Here is a 16439-nt window from a genome sequence, read left to right on the forward strand (position 1 = left end):
GAAGCCGAAGCCGAAGCCGAAGCCGAAGCCGAAGCCGAAGCCGAAGCCGAAGCCGAAGCCGAAGCCGAAGCCGAAGCCGAAGCCGAAGCCGAAGCCGCCAATGATCCGGTTCAGCTTTTGCGCGTAGAGGAAAGCCCAAGTGAACAGGCGCAGGAAAAACCCGCCGAGGCAAGACGCGGTGGCTTTGTGCCGGCGCTGCTTGGCGGTGTGGTTGCTGCGGGCCTTGGCTTTGTGGTCGGGCAGGGTGGACTTGTCTCGTTTGGAGGTGCGGACAACGCGCAATCAATTGCCGCGCTTGAGGCCAAACTGGCTGAGCAATCCGACCAGATCGCTGCTCTTACAAAAACTCTTTCGGACGCACCGGACGTCTCTGGCCTGACGGATCAGGTTCAGGCGCTGTCGCAAAAGCTGGACCCGGTTGATGCGGATCTGAGCGCCGTGAAATCCAGCGTCGAAACGCTGAGCGGCCAGATCACGCCGCTGGCCGACCGGCTAACCGAACTTGAGAAAAACCCGATCTCCGAAAATACCTCGCCCGAGGTGAATGCCGCTTTTGAGGCCGAGCTGAAAAAGCTGCAGGACTCTCTGGCTGCGCAGCGCGGCGAGGTTGAGAAGATGGTCGCGGATGCGCAGGCCCTTGAGGCCAAAGCTTCGGCCGAGGCGCAGGCTGCAACCAATCTGGCCATCCTGTCGCGCCTGCACGGGCAGTTGGATGCAGGACAGCCTTATTCGAACCTGCTGGGCGAACTGCAAGCAGGCGGAGTGGACGTACCCGACGCGCTGTCAGCTTCTGCCGACACCGGAGTTGAGACGCTTTCGGCCTTGCGGGCGGCTTATCCGGCTGCCGCCCGTAACGCGTTGGCCAACGCACGCGAGGCGGATAAAGGGACCGGTCTGGTCGCCTTTCTGCAACGTCAGACCCGTGCGCGGTCCGTTACGCCGCAGGACGGGGACGGCCCGGACGCGATCCTGTCTCGGGTGCAGGCGACCCTGGCCAATGGCGATCTGTCGGGGGCGCTGAGCGAATTGAAATCCTTGCCAGAGGCGGCACAGACCGCAATGGCCGATTGGGAGCAAGCGGCCCAGACCCGGGTTGCAGCCGTCGAGGCTGCGGATACGCTGGCATCCAGCCTGAACTCGAACTAAAGGACCTGCCATGCTGTGGTCATTGTTTAAGATCCTTGTTTTTGTTGCGATTATTGGTCTTTTGGCCATGGGCGGTCAGTTCCTGTTGCAGACCAGCGGCGGGGTGCAGATCACCGTCGCGGGGGTTGAATACACGCTGGGACCGCTGCAATCGGTCATCGCGCTGGCCGTGCTGGTTTTTGGCGTCTGGCTGTTCTTCAAGCTGCTCAGCCTGCTGATTGCGACGCTGAAGTTTCTGAACGGGGATGAAACCGCCCTGTCGCGCCATTTCGACCGCAGCCGTGAACAGCGTGGGTATCAGGCGTTGGCGGACGGTCTGATGGCGCTGGCCTCGGGCGAGGGGCGTACCGCGATGACCAAAGCCAACAAAGCTGAGAAACTGCTGAACAAACCCGAGTTGACCAACCTGCTGGTGGCGCAAGCGGCCGAGATGACGGGTGACACGAAAAAGGCATCTGAGACCTACAAGAAACTGGTGACCAACAATGCCACCCGCTTTGTCGGTGTACGTGGCATCATGAAACAGAAACTGGCCGAGGGTGACGACGAAACCGCGCGCAAACTGGCCGAGAAAGCCTTGGCGCTGAAGCCACGCCACGAAGAAACCCAGGACGTATTGCTGAACCTGCAGACCAAGGCGCAGGACTGGGCCGGGGCACGTTCGACCCTGACCTCGAAACTCAAGGCGGGGTATTTGCCGAGGGATGTGTTCAAGAGGCGCGACGCGGTTCTTGCACTGTCCGAAGCGAAAGATATTCTGGAAGACGGCGCCAGTGTCGAACAGCAGGAACAGGCGATCGAGGCCAATCGCCTGTCACCCGATCTGGTGCCTGCTGCGGCCATGGCCGCACGGGCCTATATCAAAAAAGGAAAGCCCCGCGCCGCAACCAAGATCCTGAAAAAAGCGTGGGAGGTTCATCCGCATCCGGATCTGGCCCATGCCTTTGCCGAGATCGCACCCGAAGAGACGCCTGACGCGCGGATCAAACGCTTTACCGCCTTGACCCGTATCCATCCCGAAAACCTGGAAACCCGCTTGATTTTGGCCGAGCTGAACATTGTGGCCGAGGATTTTCCCGAAGCCCGCCGGGCGCTGGGCGATGTCGTGGAAAAACAGGCCGATGCACGCGGATACACCCTGATGGCCGCGATTGAGCGGGGCGAGGGTGCCTCGGATGCGGTGGTGCAGGGGTGGCTGGCCAAGGCATTGACCGTGCCGCGCGGACCGCAATGGGTGTGTGACAATTGCCATGACATCCAGCCTGAATGGGCCCCGGTCTGTCAGAACTGCGGCAGTTTCGACACGCTCAGCTGGCAAACGCCGCAAACCCCCGAGATTGCCAGCGCCACAGGCGTGCATATGCTGCCGCTGATTGTCGGTGCGCTTGAGGACAACACGGTCCCGGACGAGAAATCGGACGCCGAAGCAGACGAGCCCGCCGAAGTGATCGATCTGAACGCGGAAATGCTGGAACAACCAACGGAAAAGCAGGCGTAACGCGGCACATTTGGGCCTTTGGGACGGCGCGGGCCTATTGGCCTGGAACGCGAAGCGCGGCCTTTATTGGATTTGCATCGTGGCTTTGGGGGTTGTAACCGTAGATCGTGTGTACCGGCACTTCGAACCTTCGCTGCAAGGGTTGAGGGAATTTGGGACCTTTTGCGGCCGTGCGTTTCCTCAGAAAATTTGATATAGTGTTGCCATTCTGTGTTTCATTGTTTGGTTGTTTAAGTGACAAAGTTCTATGGTTTACAGCCCATGTACCGGGCTCCTCAAATCCTTTTCGACGCATACAAAGACGCCAGCGAAGCTGATCGGCTGAAGCTGCGCCAACAAGTGTTCGAGTGGCTAAGTCGCCAAAAGAGCGACAAAAAGGCTTTGTACATCGTCCCTGATCCAAATACCGGTGAAGAAATGTTCATTTCCAGACAGGGCGTCAAAGACATCCTGCCACCGACCGATTAAAGCCGTTCGGTGTGCGTCAGCACCATCGGGTGGGCTCAGTCTGAAACGATTGCGACGTCGTCGCATTGCTGCATTGCACTACAAGACTGGATAAACAGCTCGTAGTGGGGCACTCTTTGCGTGTGCGTTCGGCAAGGAGGCCACCAAATGCCGCAATACAACGACATGTTCGAACTGTCGGTCGAAGACATCGACGTGATAGAAGACTCGTTGCGACGTGCTTTGGCGATCCTGTCCCAAGCCGTGGTTGATGAGACCGAAACCGAATTGCTGGAACGAGAAGAGTCGCTGCGCCGCATTCAGGATCTTCTTGGACGCCTTCATGACCAAAAGATTTTTTATCGACCCAAAAGTGGAGTTTACGTGGGGGGATAACTCCTGCGCGCGTTCTTCAAGAAACAGCCCCTTCGGGTCCGGTTGATCGCCCACAACTTGGACGGACGAAAAATCTAAGAAAATCAGTTATGCTGTTACTCAGCAAAAAAGACAGGAGATATTCATGCTTTACCCACTTGCAAATCTCGAAGCCGACAAACTCAACGCGGTTAAGGCGCTTGAAAAGGAAATCGGAAGCCCGGTCGTAGCTTTTACTGCTGTTGATGCCAACACTGCAAATCTGCCGGAAGATCAGCTTGAAAAGCTGCAAGAGTTGGAAAACGAACTGGACGTGGTGCTTGTTGCCGTGCGGCCAAGCTGAACGTCCGCCCCTTCCCCGCTAAATCGTTTGATCCGGCACCTACGCCACAGCGCACTGACCGGTCGGTCATGCGTTTGCGATTCCATGGGCGCGGCCATGTCACTTGCTGCGGGCTACTGATCCGAAGCCCGTTTTTTGGATGTGAACGACGCTTGGGCAAGAGGTGAAAGTCGGCAACACTGTTTGAGATCTAGCCCGTCGCCACCCGTGGACGTCCGCTGGCCTCAACCGTTAGCATCGCCTCGACAAATACATCACGCTCTTCGATCCGAGCGGTTCTGATGTCACGGTCGACCACGACCCGAATGTCCTCTGCCCCGGCCTCGCGCACCGCGCCTTCGGTCTCGGTACGCAGGACTCGCTCCAACAGGGCCAGGGCGTCTTCCGATGCCCCAAAGTCCTGCGGACCATCTTCCAGATGCACGCGGTACCGCCCTTCGGACGGAGAGGTGACGGTCCCGGACCGTCTTAACGTCAAACGCCCGACCACGGCGCCTATGGCATTTGCGACACCGGCATGTTCAGGCAGCACCATTCGGCACCGCAGCCGGTCACCAACGGCTGGGTAGTAGCTTGGGGCCGACGCCCCCAGACCGACAACATCCACATTCAAGGATGTATCCAGTGCCAACAAACCCCGATGCTGCTGCAATCCGCGTTGCATCAGAACATGGCGGGCGAGGTCCTTGGCGGGTAGTCCGAAATCCTCGGGGTCTTCTGCAAAAGCAGTCTCTAACAAGGTTAAACTGGTCTGTTCGGTCAGTTGATCAATGATCATCTGTGCCAGTGCTTCGGGTGATGCGGCCAGCATATCTCCGGACCCAACCCGCTTGCGGGCCACAAGCTCCAACGCCTTTCGCGCAGCGTCTGAATCCCAGGCATCGACGCGCCCCAGAACATGGCTGGCATCGGACGGGGTGATACCCGAAACCTGTACGATGCCACGATCCACCAGCCGGGTCAGAGCCGCGTTTTCCATCCGCGTTCTCAGCAAAGCGCTGAGGGGAAGAACCTGATCTCCCAACCGGTCCAACAGGGTTTCTTCACGTGTCCCCACCCCATCGCTTTGGACGCCAGCGACGCGGCGCGCAAATCGCGTGTCATGCTCTCCGACCGTTGTTGCGCGCAGTTGATCGTCCAGAACAGCATGAACAACGTCCGGCGCTTCAGAAGCGATCAGCGAGATTGGCAGTACCCGCCGCGGCCCCAAAATCACGCCGCCGCCCAATCCTTCGGTTACCACATGCACCTGACTGTCGCCGCCCAGGCCATGCGTGCGCATCGCCACGGCCTCAACCATGGTCCGGAACCCGCCGACCTGTGCCCCTGCCGGATCAATCGCAGGTTTGCCATCGCGTATCAGCGCCACGTCGGTCGTTGTCCCGCCAATGTCCGATACCAACGCATTTTCGGCACTCGTCAACCATCGCGCTCCAACAATCGAAGCGGCGGGGCCGCTGAGAATCGTTTCAATCGGGCGCTCGCGTGCTTGCTCGGCACTCATCAAAGCGCCATCGCCCCGAACCACCATCATCGGGGCCGTAATGCCCAATGCCAGCAACTGATCCTGCGCCCGACCAATCAAGCGGTCGATCATACCGATCAAACGCGCGTTCAGCACAGCTGTAACAGCCCGCTTGGGCCCATTGAGCTTGGCGGACAGATGATGAGAACAGGTGACCGGGGCACCGGTTCTTTCGGCAATGATCCTCGCCGCCTCCAACTCATGTGCCGGGTTACGTGTGGCGAACTGAGCGGCAACCGCAAAGCCGGACACTCCGGCCAGAGAGTCTAAGAAATCCTCGAGCGCGCCAACATCCAAAGGCTGAACCTCACCACCGGCGTGGCTATGACCGCCCGCCACAACCAGGGCCGGATCCCCTTTCAGGGCATCCTTCAGCCCGTGCTTGTCCAGATCGCTGTCTTTGAAACCGACATAGATCAGGGCCACGCGACCGCCCTGTCCCTCGACCAATGCGTTCGTGGCCAATGTGGTCGACAGCGACGCCATCGAGATCTGATCGGGTGCAATCTGCGCCTGATCCAACACCGCCGAGATCGCTTTGCCGACGCCGATCGCCAGATCGGCCCGTGTTGTCAGTGACTTGGCCGAGGCGATCACCTCGGTCTCGTCCCGGATCAACACCGCATCGGTATAGGTTCCGCCCGTATCCACCCCCAAAGCCAGCGCCATCGGGCCCTCCATCTGTTCGCGTCATATCGGTGTAGCGGTTTGGACCGGCACGTCCAGCCTGTTTGCGGCATTCAGGACAGTTGTTTCACCGCCCAGCGCGCAGCGTCGGCGACCGTTGTATCCGGGTCGTTGATCAACCCCTGCGCAACAGCGCGCAAATCTGACAAACCGGAATTGCCTATCGCATACAAAACGTTCCGCACGAACCGATCCCGTCCAATCCGCTTGATGGGAGACCCGGAAAATTTTGCCCGAAAGGCCGCATCATCCAGAACCGCCAGCTCAGCCAAAGCAGGTGCTTTCAGATCGTCACGGGCCGCATATCGAATATCACTGGCGGCAACGGCAAACTTGTTCCAGGGACAGGCGGCCAGGCAATCATCGCAGCCGTAGATCCGGTTGCCCATCTTACTGCGCAACGCGTCGTCCACCGGCCCCTTGTGCTCAATGGTCAGGTACGAGATGCACCGCCTTGCATCCAGCTGGTACGGTGCCGGAAAGGCATCCGTAGGGCAACTGTCCAGACAAGCCCGGCAAGATCCACAATGGTCAACCTCTGTCGCATCTGACGGTAAGTCCAAAGTCGTAAAAACAGACCCTATAAAGGCCCAGTTGCCCCAGTCGCGACTTACAAGATTGGTGTGCTTGCCCTGCCATCCCAACCCCGCTGCATGGCCCAAAGCCTTTTCAGGCACCGGCGCGGTATCGACAAAAACCTTGACCTCACCACCCGCCTCGGCAATCAGCCACCGCGCCAGGCGTTTGAGCCGTTTTTTGACAAGATCGTGGTAATCTTTGTTTTGCGCATAAACCGAAATCGCCCCTCGTTCCGGATGCGCCAACACGTCGGTCGGATCATGCTCGGGCGTATAGCTCTCGGCCAACATGATCACGGATCGCGCTTCGGGCCATAGCGCCGCCGGATCGCCCCTCCAATGCGTCCGCTCCGCCATCCAGCCCATCTGCCCATGATAGCCAGCCTCAAGAAACGCCTCCAACCGCTCAGGCACTTGCGGCACATCCCAGGGCCGACACACCCGACAGGATACAAACCCCTCGGCCAAGGCCTGCGCTACCAGTTCTTTCTTCAAACCTGATCCGCTCTTCATCTGGCCAAAAATATCCTCGGGGGTGAATTGGCCCACAGGGCCAAGAGGGGGCAGACAGCCCCCTCACCACCCTATCAGAAATCCAGATCGGCGTAATGGGGCGGAGGTCGAAACCCCGGCACCTGATCCGCCAGGATCGACCGGAAGGCCGGGCGTGACTTGATCTTGGCATACCAATCCTTGACGGCCGCACTGCGATTCCAGTCTACATCCGAGATGTAGTCCAGCGCCGACAAATGCGCAGCCGCAGCGAAATCGGCCAGAGTCATCTGATCCCCGGCCAACCACCGACGGTGATCCAGCAACCATGCCATGTAGTCCAGATGATACTTGATCGCGCGTGCGCCTTCCTTGACGTTCTTGCTGTCCGGATAGCCTTGTCCGGTCATCTTCTTGTTCACCCGCTCGTATAGAAGTTTCGAGGTCACTTCGCGATGAAACTTGTCGTCGAACCAGCCTATCAGGCGACGCACCTCAAACCGGGCCTCAGGTGATTTCGGCATCAGCGCAGGGTCCGGGCGCGTCTCTTCGATGTATTCGCAGATCGCTACACTTTCCGACATGATCTGCCCGTCCAGACGCAGAACGGGCACCTTGCCCGCCGGGTTGCGGCGCAGAAAATCCGGGTCCTGCTCCCAGTATCTCTCCTCGACCAGCTCAACTTCAATCTTCTTTTCTGCCAAAGACAGTCGGACCTTGCGGCAGTAGGGGGACAGGGGAACGTGAAACAGACGCGCCATGGGCTTCCAATCGAACCAGTGAATACCTTACTGCTTTAGCCCCGAGAGGCGATAGGTTTCAATCCTCGAAACAATCCGCGCGACCATCTGCGCGGATGGTGGCCGCCCCTTCAAGGATCGACGCCGCGCGCCTGCGCGTGAACACCGAGGGGTCCCTAACCGACCGTTTGCGGGGCGACGGCAAGATGGCCGCAATTCGGGCCGCTTGGGTCGCGGTCATGTTCGCGGCACTTACACCGAAGTTTCGCTGTGCTGCGGCTTCTACCCCAAAGACGCCATTTCCGGTTTCGGCCACGTTCAAATAGACCTCGAGGATCCGCTGCTTGCTCCAGAAAATTTCAACCACCGGCGTGATCGAGGTTTCCATCGCCTTGCGCACCCAACTGCGCCCCTGCCACAGAAAGACATTTTTCACCACCTGCTGGGTAATGGTCGAAGCCCCCCGGTTGCCGCCATTCTCCAGCGCGTCTCGGATCGCGTCGACGTCAAATCCCCAATGCAGGCAGAAATTCGCATCTTCGGCCGCAACGACCGAACGGGCCATGATCGGATTGATTTCCTCGATTGGCACCCAATCCCGCTCAACCTTGCCCAATCGTCGCCATTCAGACCAAATGGTATGGGTGATGGGCGGGTTCACGACCGAATAGAGCAAAACCAGTCCGACAACCAAAACAACAACCGCCAGCACACCGCGCGTCACCCAACGGCGCAGCAGGGACGTCAGCGAGGTCTTCTTTTTGGACGCTTTGCCTGTTTTTCCCCGCGGTTTGCGGGCTGCTTTCTTTGCCATAGGCCAGCTATACGATGCGTGGACTTGGTTTTAAACGGTCTAAATCGCGATCGCGCGGGCTTCTCGTGCAGGGATCACGGGACGGACCGTGCGGGGCAGGATTGGACTGCGACGGTTCAGAGCGGGAAATAGTTCAAATATCTCTGCCTGCATGTCGCGTTCGGGCAAGGATACGGCATGCCCCGGATAGTAGCTTTCGCTTTTGGCGCCATTGGCAAAAACGATCTCATGGCGGGAAAACAGAAGGTGCAGATACTCTACATCTCCGCCCTCCACGCGGGTGACTGTATCACCGTTTACCAAACAATGCGCCGCAACAAGCGCCTCGGCGTGACCAAACATCACCGAGGCTCGCCAATCCTCGACCAGCATGCGGTGTTGTGGTGAAACCAACAGCGGGCGCTTCAAACCAAGAATGCCCGTTTCGAACCGGATCGGCGCATGTTTCCCTGTTGCCGGAACGGTTGTTTTGCCGATCCACAGAATGGGCTGATCGCCATTGTCGGCAGTCGTAACCAGATCCCCAGCTTTCAACTCTTCGATGGGGCGGTCACCCTCGGGCGTCGCGATCAAGGTACCGGGTGTGAAACACGGCGGACCAAGATCATCCCCGGCTATATTGACCGAGCCGAAAGACGCACCGCTGTCGCTGGTGTCGGTGAACGAAGATGAAACAAAGGTTCCGTCCTGCAGCACATCTGTACCCGAGGGTGTAAACACACGCCGTCCATCGGACAGATAGAAAGTCACACCGGTATAGGTAATCGGTCCCCCGGTGGCGGGCTGGATCGTTACCATGTCGTTGAAATAGGTGGCGGTAATGTCCGCCCCATCGACGGAATCTCCGACGCCCGGGCCCCCCAACCTGTTGATCAGCCCGTCGTCATTCTGATCCACGATGTTGAACTTCTGCACCGACAACGTCGAACCCGGCACGGTTCCGTTCGCGCCCGGGTTGGCGGGATCGAGTAGAAAAAACTGATCGATATAGCTGGTTGGCATCCGCCTGCTCCTAGAAACTCACTCGAAGGGCCACACTTTGTCGTCATTATCTAAATTAACCATGAACAAATTAGGTTCATTTCAAGGCGTGGCACAAGAATCTGGCACGCAGCACCGGCGCACAAAAAAGCCCCACGTGTCGCAAATGACACGCGGGGCGCTCGTTTTCAGGGGTATCTGCGCCTATTCGGCAGGTACAGCGGCCACTTCGTTGGTCAGAGGATGGCTGAGCTTGTTCAGCATCTCTTTCGGGCAGACCTGCAAGAAATTGGCTTTTTCAACCTCCCAATGTTGCAGGATATCAGCGGCTTTCCGACTGTATGTCTCGGCGGCGTGCCGCGCGATCATGGATTTCAGCTGGTCTTCCCAATGGTCTACCGTCACCGGGCAGGTCACCAGCGTCTCCTTGTTCATGAGCAGTTCTGCCTTGCCCTCGGGGTCATACAGGTACGCCATCCCGCCGGTCATCCCGGCCCCGAAATTGGCACCGATATCCCCCAGAATGACAGCTACGCCGCCGGTCATGTATTCACATCCGTTAGAGCCACAGCCCTCGATCACCACGTTTGCGCCCGAGTTTCGCACGGCAAAGCGTTCACCCGCGCGACCCGCTGCGAACAGGTGCCCATCGGTTGCACCATACAGAACCGTGTTGCCGATGATGGTGTTCTCATCCGCTTTCAACGGGCTGACCTGCGGCGGACGCACGACAACCGTACCGCCCGAGAGGCCCTTGCCGACATAGTCGTTGGCGTCACCAGACACTTCCAGTTTCAGCCCCGGGGCGGCAAAGGCCCCCAGCGACTGGCCGGCCGAGCCTTGCAGTTTGACGTGAAGGTGGTCGTCCTGGAACGTGTTCCGCATCCCGAAATTCTGCACGATATGGCTGGAGACCCGAGTGCCAACGCTCCGATGGGTGTTCTGGATCGCATAAGACAGCTGCATCTTCTCGCCGTCTTTCAGGAACCGGGCCGCATCGCGAACGATTTCCGCGTCCAGTGTTTCCGGTACGGCGTTGCGTTCTTTTCTGCGGTTGTAAACGATGTCATGTGCGCCATCGACAGTGATCAGCAGCGGGTTGAGGTCCAGATCGTCCAGATGCGCCGAGCCGCGGCTGACCTGCGCCAGAAGATCGGCACGACCGATGATTTCATCCATCGAGCGCGCGCCGAGGCTGGCCAGCAGCTCGCGCACTTCCTGCGCGTAGAAGGTGATCAGGTTGACGACCTTATCCGCATTGCCGGTGAATTTGGCGCGTAGAGATTCATCCTGCGTACACACACCCACCGGGCAGGTGTTCGACTGGCACTGACGCACCATGATACAGCCCATCGCGATCAGGGCGGCAGTACCGATACCGAACTCCTCGGCCCCCATCATCGCGGCCATGACAATGTCGCGCCCGGTGCGCAGGCCACCATCGGTCCGCAAGGTCACACGGTCACGCAGGTTGTTCATCGCCAGAACCTGATGCGCCTCGGTCAGGCCCATTTCCCACGGCAGACCGGCATATTTGATCGAGGTCGCAGGCGACGCGCCGGTGCCACCATTGTGACCCGAAATAAGGATGATATCCGCTTTTGCCTTGGCCACACCGGCAGCAATCGTGCCCACGCCCGAGGAGGCCACCAGTTTCACCGTCACCTTGCAGCGCGGGTTAATCTGTTTCAGGTCATAGATCAGCTGCGCCAGATCCTCGATCGAATAGATATCGTGATGCGGCGGGGGCGAGATCAACGTGACGCCCTTGGTCGAATGACGCAGCCGCGCGATCAGGTCGGTGACTTTCATGCCCGGCAGTTGTCCGCCCTCACCGGGTTTTGCACCCTGCGCGACCTTGATCTCCAGCTCTTCACACTGATTCAGGTACTCGGCGGTCACGCCGAACCGGCCCGAGGCCACCTGTTTGATCTTGGCCGAGGGGTTGTCGCCATTGGGTTCCGGCACGAAATGCGCCGGATCTTCGCCACCCTCGCCACTGTCGGATTTGGCACCGATCCGGTTCATCGCCACGTTCAGCGTTTTGTGCGCCTCGGGCGACAACGCGCCCAGCGACATGCCCGGCGTGACAAACCGCTTGCGGATCGAAGTGATGGATTCCACCTCTTCAATCGGAACGGGTTTGCCCATCGGTTTGAAATCCATCAGGTCACGCAGATGGATCGGCGGGTTTGACTGCATCTTGGCCGAATACTGCTTCCACAGCTCATATGAGGCTCTGTTACAGGCCATTTGCATCATATGCATCGAGGTCGCTTCCCAAGCGTGCGTCTCTCCGGATTGCCGAGCTTTGTAGAACCCTCCGATCGGCAGCACATCGAGACCGCTGTTCCACGCTTTGGCGTGAATTTCTTCAAGCTTGGTCTGGATGCCGGTCACGCCGATGCCCGAGATCCGGCTGGTCATGCCGGGGAAATACTCGGCGACCATCGCACGGCTAAGGCCCACGGCCTCGAAATTCAGACCGCCGCGATAAGACGAGATCACTGAAATCCCCATCTTGGCCATGATTTTCAGTAGGCCCTGATCAATGGCTTCCCGATAGCGCGCGACGTTTTCGGTCAGGGTGCCGTCCAGCAGACCCCGATCAATGCGATCGGCCAGCGAATCCTCGGCTAGATAAGCGTTCACTACGGTCGCGCCACATCCGATCAGAACCGCAAAGTAATGCGGATCGACACATTCCGCCGACCGCACATTCAGCGAGCAGAACGTGCGCAACCCCTGACGGGTCAGATGCGAATGCACGGCGCTTGTGGCCAGGATCATCGGCATCGCCACGCGGCCGGGACCCGAGTTCATATCGGACAGAACCAGATGCCCGGCGCCCGAACGCACGGCTTCTTCTGCTTCGGCTCTAAGACGGGCCAAAGCGGTGCTCAGGGCACCTTTTCCGTGTTCAAAGCTACAATCGATTTCGGCTAGCGGAGAATTGAAGTTCTCAACCAGCTTGTCCCATTGCGCATTTCCGACAAAGGGGCTTTCCAACACGATGATTTCGGTCTGGCTGCTGTCTTCGTCCAGTACGTTTTTCAGGTTCCCGAACCGCGTCTTCAACGACATCACCCGGTATTCGCGCAAGCTGTCGATCGGCGGGTTGGTCACCTGGCTGAAATTCTGGCGGAAGAAATGGCTGAGCGGGCGGTATTGCTTGGACAATACGGCCGAGGGCGTGTCATCGCCCATCGAGGCCAGCGCCTCTTTGCCGTCTTCTGCCATGGGTGCCAGAATCTGTTCCAGCTCTTCCACCGAATAACCCGCCGCGATTTGACGCTTGCGCAGGTCTTCGCCCGTGAACTTTGGCGCCTCGGACACCCCAGCCAGTGTATCATCCAGATCGTTGATCTTGCCGACCCATTCGCCGAAAGGCAGCGCGCGGGCCAGCTTGTCCTTGATCTGCTTGTCGCGGAACAGTTTGCCCTTTTTCATGTCGACGGCCAGCATCTGACCCGGACCCAAAGCGCCTTTTTCTGTTACAGATGCCTCGTCAATCGGCACCATCCCGGCCTCGGACCCGGCAATCACCAGCCCGTCGCCAGTGACCACATAGCGCATCGGACGCAAGCCGTTCCGGTCCAGACCGGCGCAGACCCAGCGTCCATCGGTCATGGCCAGCGCGGCGGGGCCGTCCCAGGGTTCCATCACCGAGTTGCAGTAGGAATACATGTCGCGCCACGCCTGCGGCAGCTCGACCGCCTGCTTGGACCAGCTTTCCGGCACCAGCATGGTTTTCGCCATGGGCGCCGAGCGGCCCGCACGCACCAGAACTTCAAAAACCGAGTCTAATGCGGCAGAATCCGACGATCCGCCCGCGATGATCGGTTTGATATCTTCGGCGTAATCGCCAAAAGTGCCACTGGCCATGCGGATCTCATGGCTTTTCATCCAGTTGATATTGCCCTTCAGCGTGTTGATCTCACCGTTATGGGCCAACATGCGGAACGGTTGCGCCAGCCACCATTGCGGAAAGGTGTTGGTCGAATACCGCTGGTGATAGATGGCAAAGGCCGATTCAAAGCGTTCGTCCATCAGATCGGGATAGAACACAGCGACCTGCTCGGCCAGCATCATGCCCTTGTAGATAATCGAACGGCAAGACAGCGACGCCAGATACAGGCCGGAAATCCCGGCAGCAGCAGCAGCTTTTTCGATGCGACGACGGATAACGTACAGCTCGCGCTCAAACGTTTCTTCGTCCACGCCTTTGGAGTTCGAGATCAGAATCTGTTCGATCTCGGGCCGGGTCGCGTTGGCCTTTTCGCCCAGACAGGTCACATCAACCGGCACGTGGCGCCAGCCATAGATGTAATAGCCCATGCGCAGTACTTCGGATTCGACGATGGTGCGGCACTGTTCCTGCGCGCCGAAATCTGTGCGCGGCAGAAACACCTGACCGACTGCGATCAGTTCGCCCAAATTGGGCTCGTGCCCGGTGCGGCGGATCTGGTCATAGAAGAAGGGAACAGGGATCTGCACATGGATACCAGCGCCGTCACCGGTTTTGCCATCCGCATCCACGGCGCCGCGATGCCAGATCGCCTTGAGCGCGTCGATACCCGCATCCACAACCTTGCGCGACGGTTTGCCATCGACCGAGACCACAAGGCCCACACCGCAGGACGAATGCTCTTCTTCCTCGGAATAGAGACCGTTTTTGGCCATAAACTGACGTTTGGCTTCTTCGGCCCGCACCCAATCAGCATCATATTTGGTCATTGGCTGTCTCCTTCTTCCGGCATGGCATACATGGCTTCGACCTCGGTTTTGGTCATCTGCCGGCGTTCGCCAGCGAACGCGTAGCCGTCGGGCTTTTTGTCTATGTAAAGTTCAAGTTTCAGCGGATGGCCGGTGTCTTGGAACAGCCCCGCAGCCATTTGTGTGTGCCCGTGCATCTCGCCGGGTAGGGTAATCCGGTACCACAGCGCCGATCCGCATTCCGAGCAAAACGCACGTTCCGCCCAATCGGACGATGTGAAGGTCTTGACCGGACCCAAGGCCGCATAGCCGGGTTCGGCCTGAAACGTCATCAGCATTGAGCTGGTCCAGCGACGGCATTGGTCGCAATGACATGCGCCCAGTGAGTCCTTCGCCGGGGCGGCCGTCACCGTAACCGCGCCGCACATGCATTGGCCTTGCAATTCGGGCATCTGAACCCTCCTGTCGCTGGGCGTTGAGTTACTCGGCTGCGATGGCCGCTTTGGCATTGAGCCGGTCGATGATCGCGTCAGCGCAGTCGCGTCCGTCACGGATCGCCCAGACGACCAGTGAGGCACCGCGCACGATGTCACCAATGGCGTAGACGCCGTCCATCTCGGTCTCACCAGTCTGGAACGCGGCCTTGACGGTGCCCCAACGGGTCACAGGCAGGTCGGGCTGACCAAACAGGGTCGGCAGGTCTTCGGGCTCGAAGCCCAACGCCTTGATGACCAGATCGGCCTCTTCAACATAATCCGCGCCTTCGATCACTTCGGGGGCTTGGCGGCCCGAGGCGTCAGGCTGCCCCAGACGCATCTTCTGCACCATCACGCCTGAAACCACGTCGTCACCCGTGAAGCCCTTGGGCGCGCTGAGCCATTCGAACACCACGCCTTCTTCCTCGGCATTCTGCGTTTCGCGCTGCGAGCCCGGCATGTTCGCGCGGTCACGACGATACAGACATTTGACCGAGGTCGCGCCCTGACGGACCGAGGTGCGCACGCAGTCCATCGCGGTGTCACCGCCGCCGATGACGACAACTTTCTTGCCTTCGGCGTTCAGGCGGCCATTGTCGAAATCCTCAACCGCATCGCCAAAGCTTTTCCGGTTCGAGGCGGTCAGGAAATCGATGGCCTTTTCAATCCCGGCCAATCCACTACCCGGCATGGACAGGTCACGCGACTTGTAGACACCGGTTGCGATGATCACTGCGTCGTGCTTGGTGCGGATTTCTTCGAACCTGGTTGCATCAACGTCGCAGTTCAGAACAAATTTGACACCGCCATCGGCAAGCAGATCATTGCGGCGCTGCACGATGTCTTTTTCAAGTTTGAAACCCGGAATGCCGTACATCATCAGCCCCCCGGCGCGGTCATAGCGATCATAGACAGTGACCTGGATACCAGCACGCCGCAGCATGTCGGCCGCCGCCAAACCACCGGGTCCTGCGCCGATGATTCCAACGCTTTCGCTGCGTTCGGCCGCAGGTGCCACGGGTTTCACCCAGCCTTTGTCCCATGCGGTGTCGGTGATGTATTTCTCGATCGTGCCGATGGTAACAGTACCGTGGCCTGACTGTTCGATCACACAATTGCCTTCGCACAGACGGTCCTGGGGACAGATGCGGCCACAAATCTCGGGGAACGTGTTGGTGGCCTGGCTGGTCTGATAAGCCTCTTCCAGACGCCCGGTCGCCGTCAGGTTCAGCCAATCGGGGATGTTATTGTGCAGTGGGCAATGCGATTGGCAATAGGGCACACCACACTGGCTGCAGCGACTGGCCTGCTCTTCTGCCTTGACGGCCGCATATTCCGCGTAGATTTCGTTGAAGTCCTCTTTGCGCGTCTCGGCGGCGCGTTTTTCCGGCATGTCCCGGTCGATCTGCACAAATTTCAGCATCGGTTGCTTGGCCACGGGTCAGACTCCATGAATTGGCTTGATCAGAACTCTTTACGAGAAGAGCGTATGGATGAAAAGTCAAAATTACTGACCTAAATGTGAAAAAAACAGGCTCGCCCGTCAGATTCAGCAGTTTTAGTCGTCATTTTAGGTCCGATTCGGACACATCTACCTGCTTTCCTTTTTGAAAGCACCGGA

13 protein-coding genes are annotated in these 16439 nt (G+C 58.8%); 5 read left to right on the forward strand and 8 right to left on the reverse strand.

Annotated elements, in window-relative coordinates:
* The 5 genes from ACR0L4_RS18120 to ACR0L4_RS18140 all read left to right on the forward strand — a co-directional run.
* Positions 1-1146 (forward strand): COG4223 family protein (locus ACR0L4_RS18120; RefSeq protein WP_480514475.1); only part of this gene is annotated, 1146 nt, incomplete at its 5' end.
* Positions 1147-1156: 10 nt separating this feature from the next.
* Positions 1157-2644: a heme biosynthesis HemY N-terminal domain-containing protein gene (locus ACR0L4_RS18125; RefSeq protein WP_480514476.1), complete on the forward strand. Its 1488-nt coding sequence runs from the start codon at positions 1157-1159 to the stop codon at positions 2642-2644.
* 234 nt (positions 2645-2878) lie between these two features.
* Complete coding sequence (locus ACR0L4_RS18130) at positions 2879-3112, forward strand: hypothetical protein (protein WP_170751947.1); 234 nt, start codon at positions 2879-2881, stop codon at positions 3110-3112.
* Positions 3113-3259: 147 nt separating this feature from the next.
* Positions 3260-3487, forward strand: coding sequence for a hypothetical protein (locus tag ACR0L4_RS18135; RefSeq protein ID WP_480514477.1), 228 nt, complete (start codon positions 3260-3262; stop codon positions 3485-3487).
* Between the two features lie 124 nt (positions 3488-3611).
* Complete coding sequence (locus ACR0L4_RS18140) at positions 3612-3809, forward strand: hypothetical protein (RefSeq protein WP_170751943.1); 198 nt, start codon at positions 3612-3614, stop codon at positions 3807-3809.
* Positions 3810-3999: 190 nt separating this feature from the next.
* Here ACR0L4_RS18140 and ACR0L4_RS18145 read toward each other — a convergent pair whose 3' ends face one another.
* The 8 genes from ACR0L4_RS18145 to ACR0L4_RS18180 form a co-directional block, all read right to left on the reverse strand.
* Positions 4000-6003 (reverse strand): hydantoinase/oxoprolinase N-terminal domain-containing protein, encoded by a 2004-nt coding sequence (locus ACR0L4_RS18145; protein WP_480514478.1) that lies wholly within the window; start codon positions 6001-6003, stop codon positions 4000-4002.
* A gap of 71 nt (positions 6004-6074) precedes the next feature.
* Positions 6075-7112, reverse strand: coding sequence for a tRNA epoxyqueuosine(34) reductase QueG (gene queG, locus ACR0L4_RS18150; protein ID WP_480514479.1), 1038 nt, complete (start codon positions 7110-7112; stop codon positions 6075-6077).
* Positions 7113-7186: 74 nt separating this feature from the next.
* Positions 7187-7852 carry an FtsZ-binding protein FzlA gene (gene fzlA / locus ACR0L4_RS18155; protein ID WP_480514480.1) on the reverse strand — a complete coding sequence of 222 codons (666 nt, stop codon included), beginning with the start codon at positions 7850-7852 and terminating at the stop codon, positions 7187-7189.
* Between the two features lie 58 nt (positions 7853-7910).
* Positions 7911-8645 carry a monofunctional biosynthetic peptidoglycan transglycosylase gene (mtgA, locus tag ACR0L4_RS18160; RefSeq protein WP_480514481.1) on the reverse strand — a complete coding sequence of 245 codons (735 nt, stop codon included), beginning with the start codon at positions 8643-8645 and terminating at the stop codon, positions 7911-7913.
* Positions 8646-8684: 39 nt separating this feature from the next.
* Positions 8685-9647, reverse strand: a complete 963-nt coding sequence (locus ACR0L4_RS18165) for a Hint domain-containing protein (RefSeq protein WP_480514482.1) — start codon at positions 9645-9647, stop codon at positions 8685-8687.
* Between the two features lie 183 nt (positions 9648-9830).
* Positions 9831-14363: a glutamate synthase large subunit gene (gene gltB, locus ACR0L4_RS18170; RefSeq protein ID WP_480514483.1), complete on the reverse strand. Its 4533-nt coding sequence runs from the start codon at positions 14361-14363 to the stop codon at positions 9831-9833.
* A complete protein-coding gene (locus ACR0L4_RS18175; protein ID WP_170751929.1) occupies positions 14360-14794 on the reverse strand; it encodes a GFA family protein in 435 nt (144 codons plus the stop codon). Before ACR0L4_RS18175 ends, gltB begins: the two co-directional genes overlap by 4 nt.
* 28 nt (positions 14795-14822) lie before the next feature.
* Positions 14823-16256, reverse strand: a complete 1434-nt coding sequence (locus tag ACR0L4_RS18180) for an NAD(P)-dependent oxidoreductase (RefSeq protein ID WP_480514484.1) — start codon at positions 16254-16256, stop codon at positions 14823-14825.
* Between the last annotated feature and the right edge of the window lie 183 nt (positions 16257-16439).

Source organism: Ruegeria sp. AB5 (assembly GCF_056542645.1).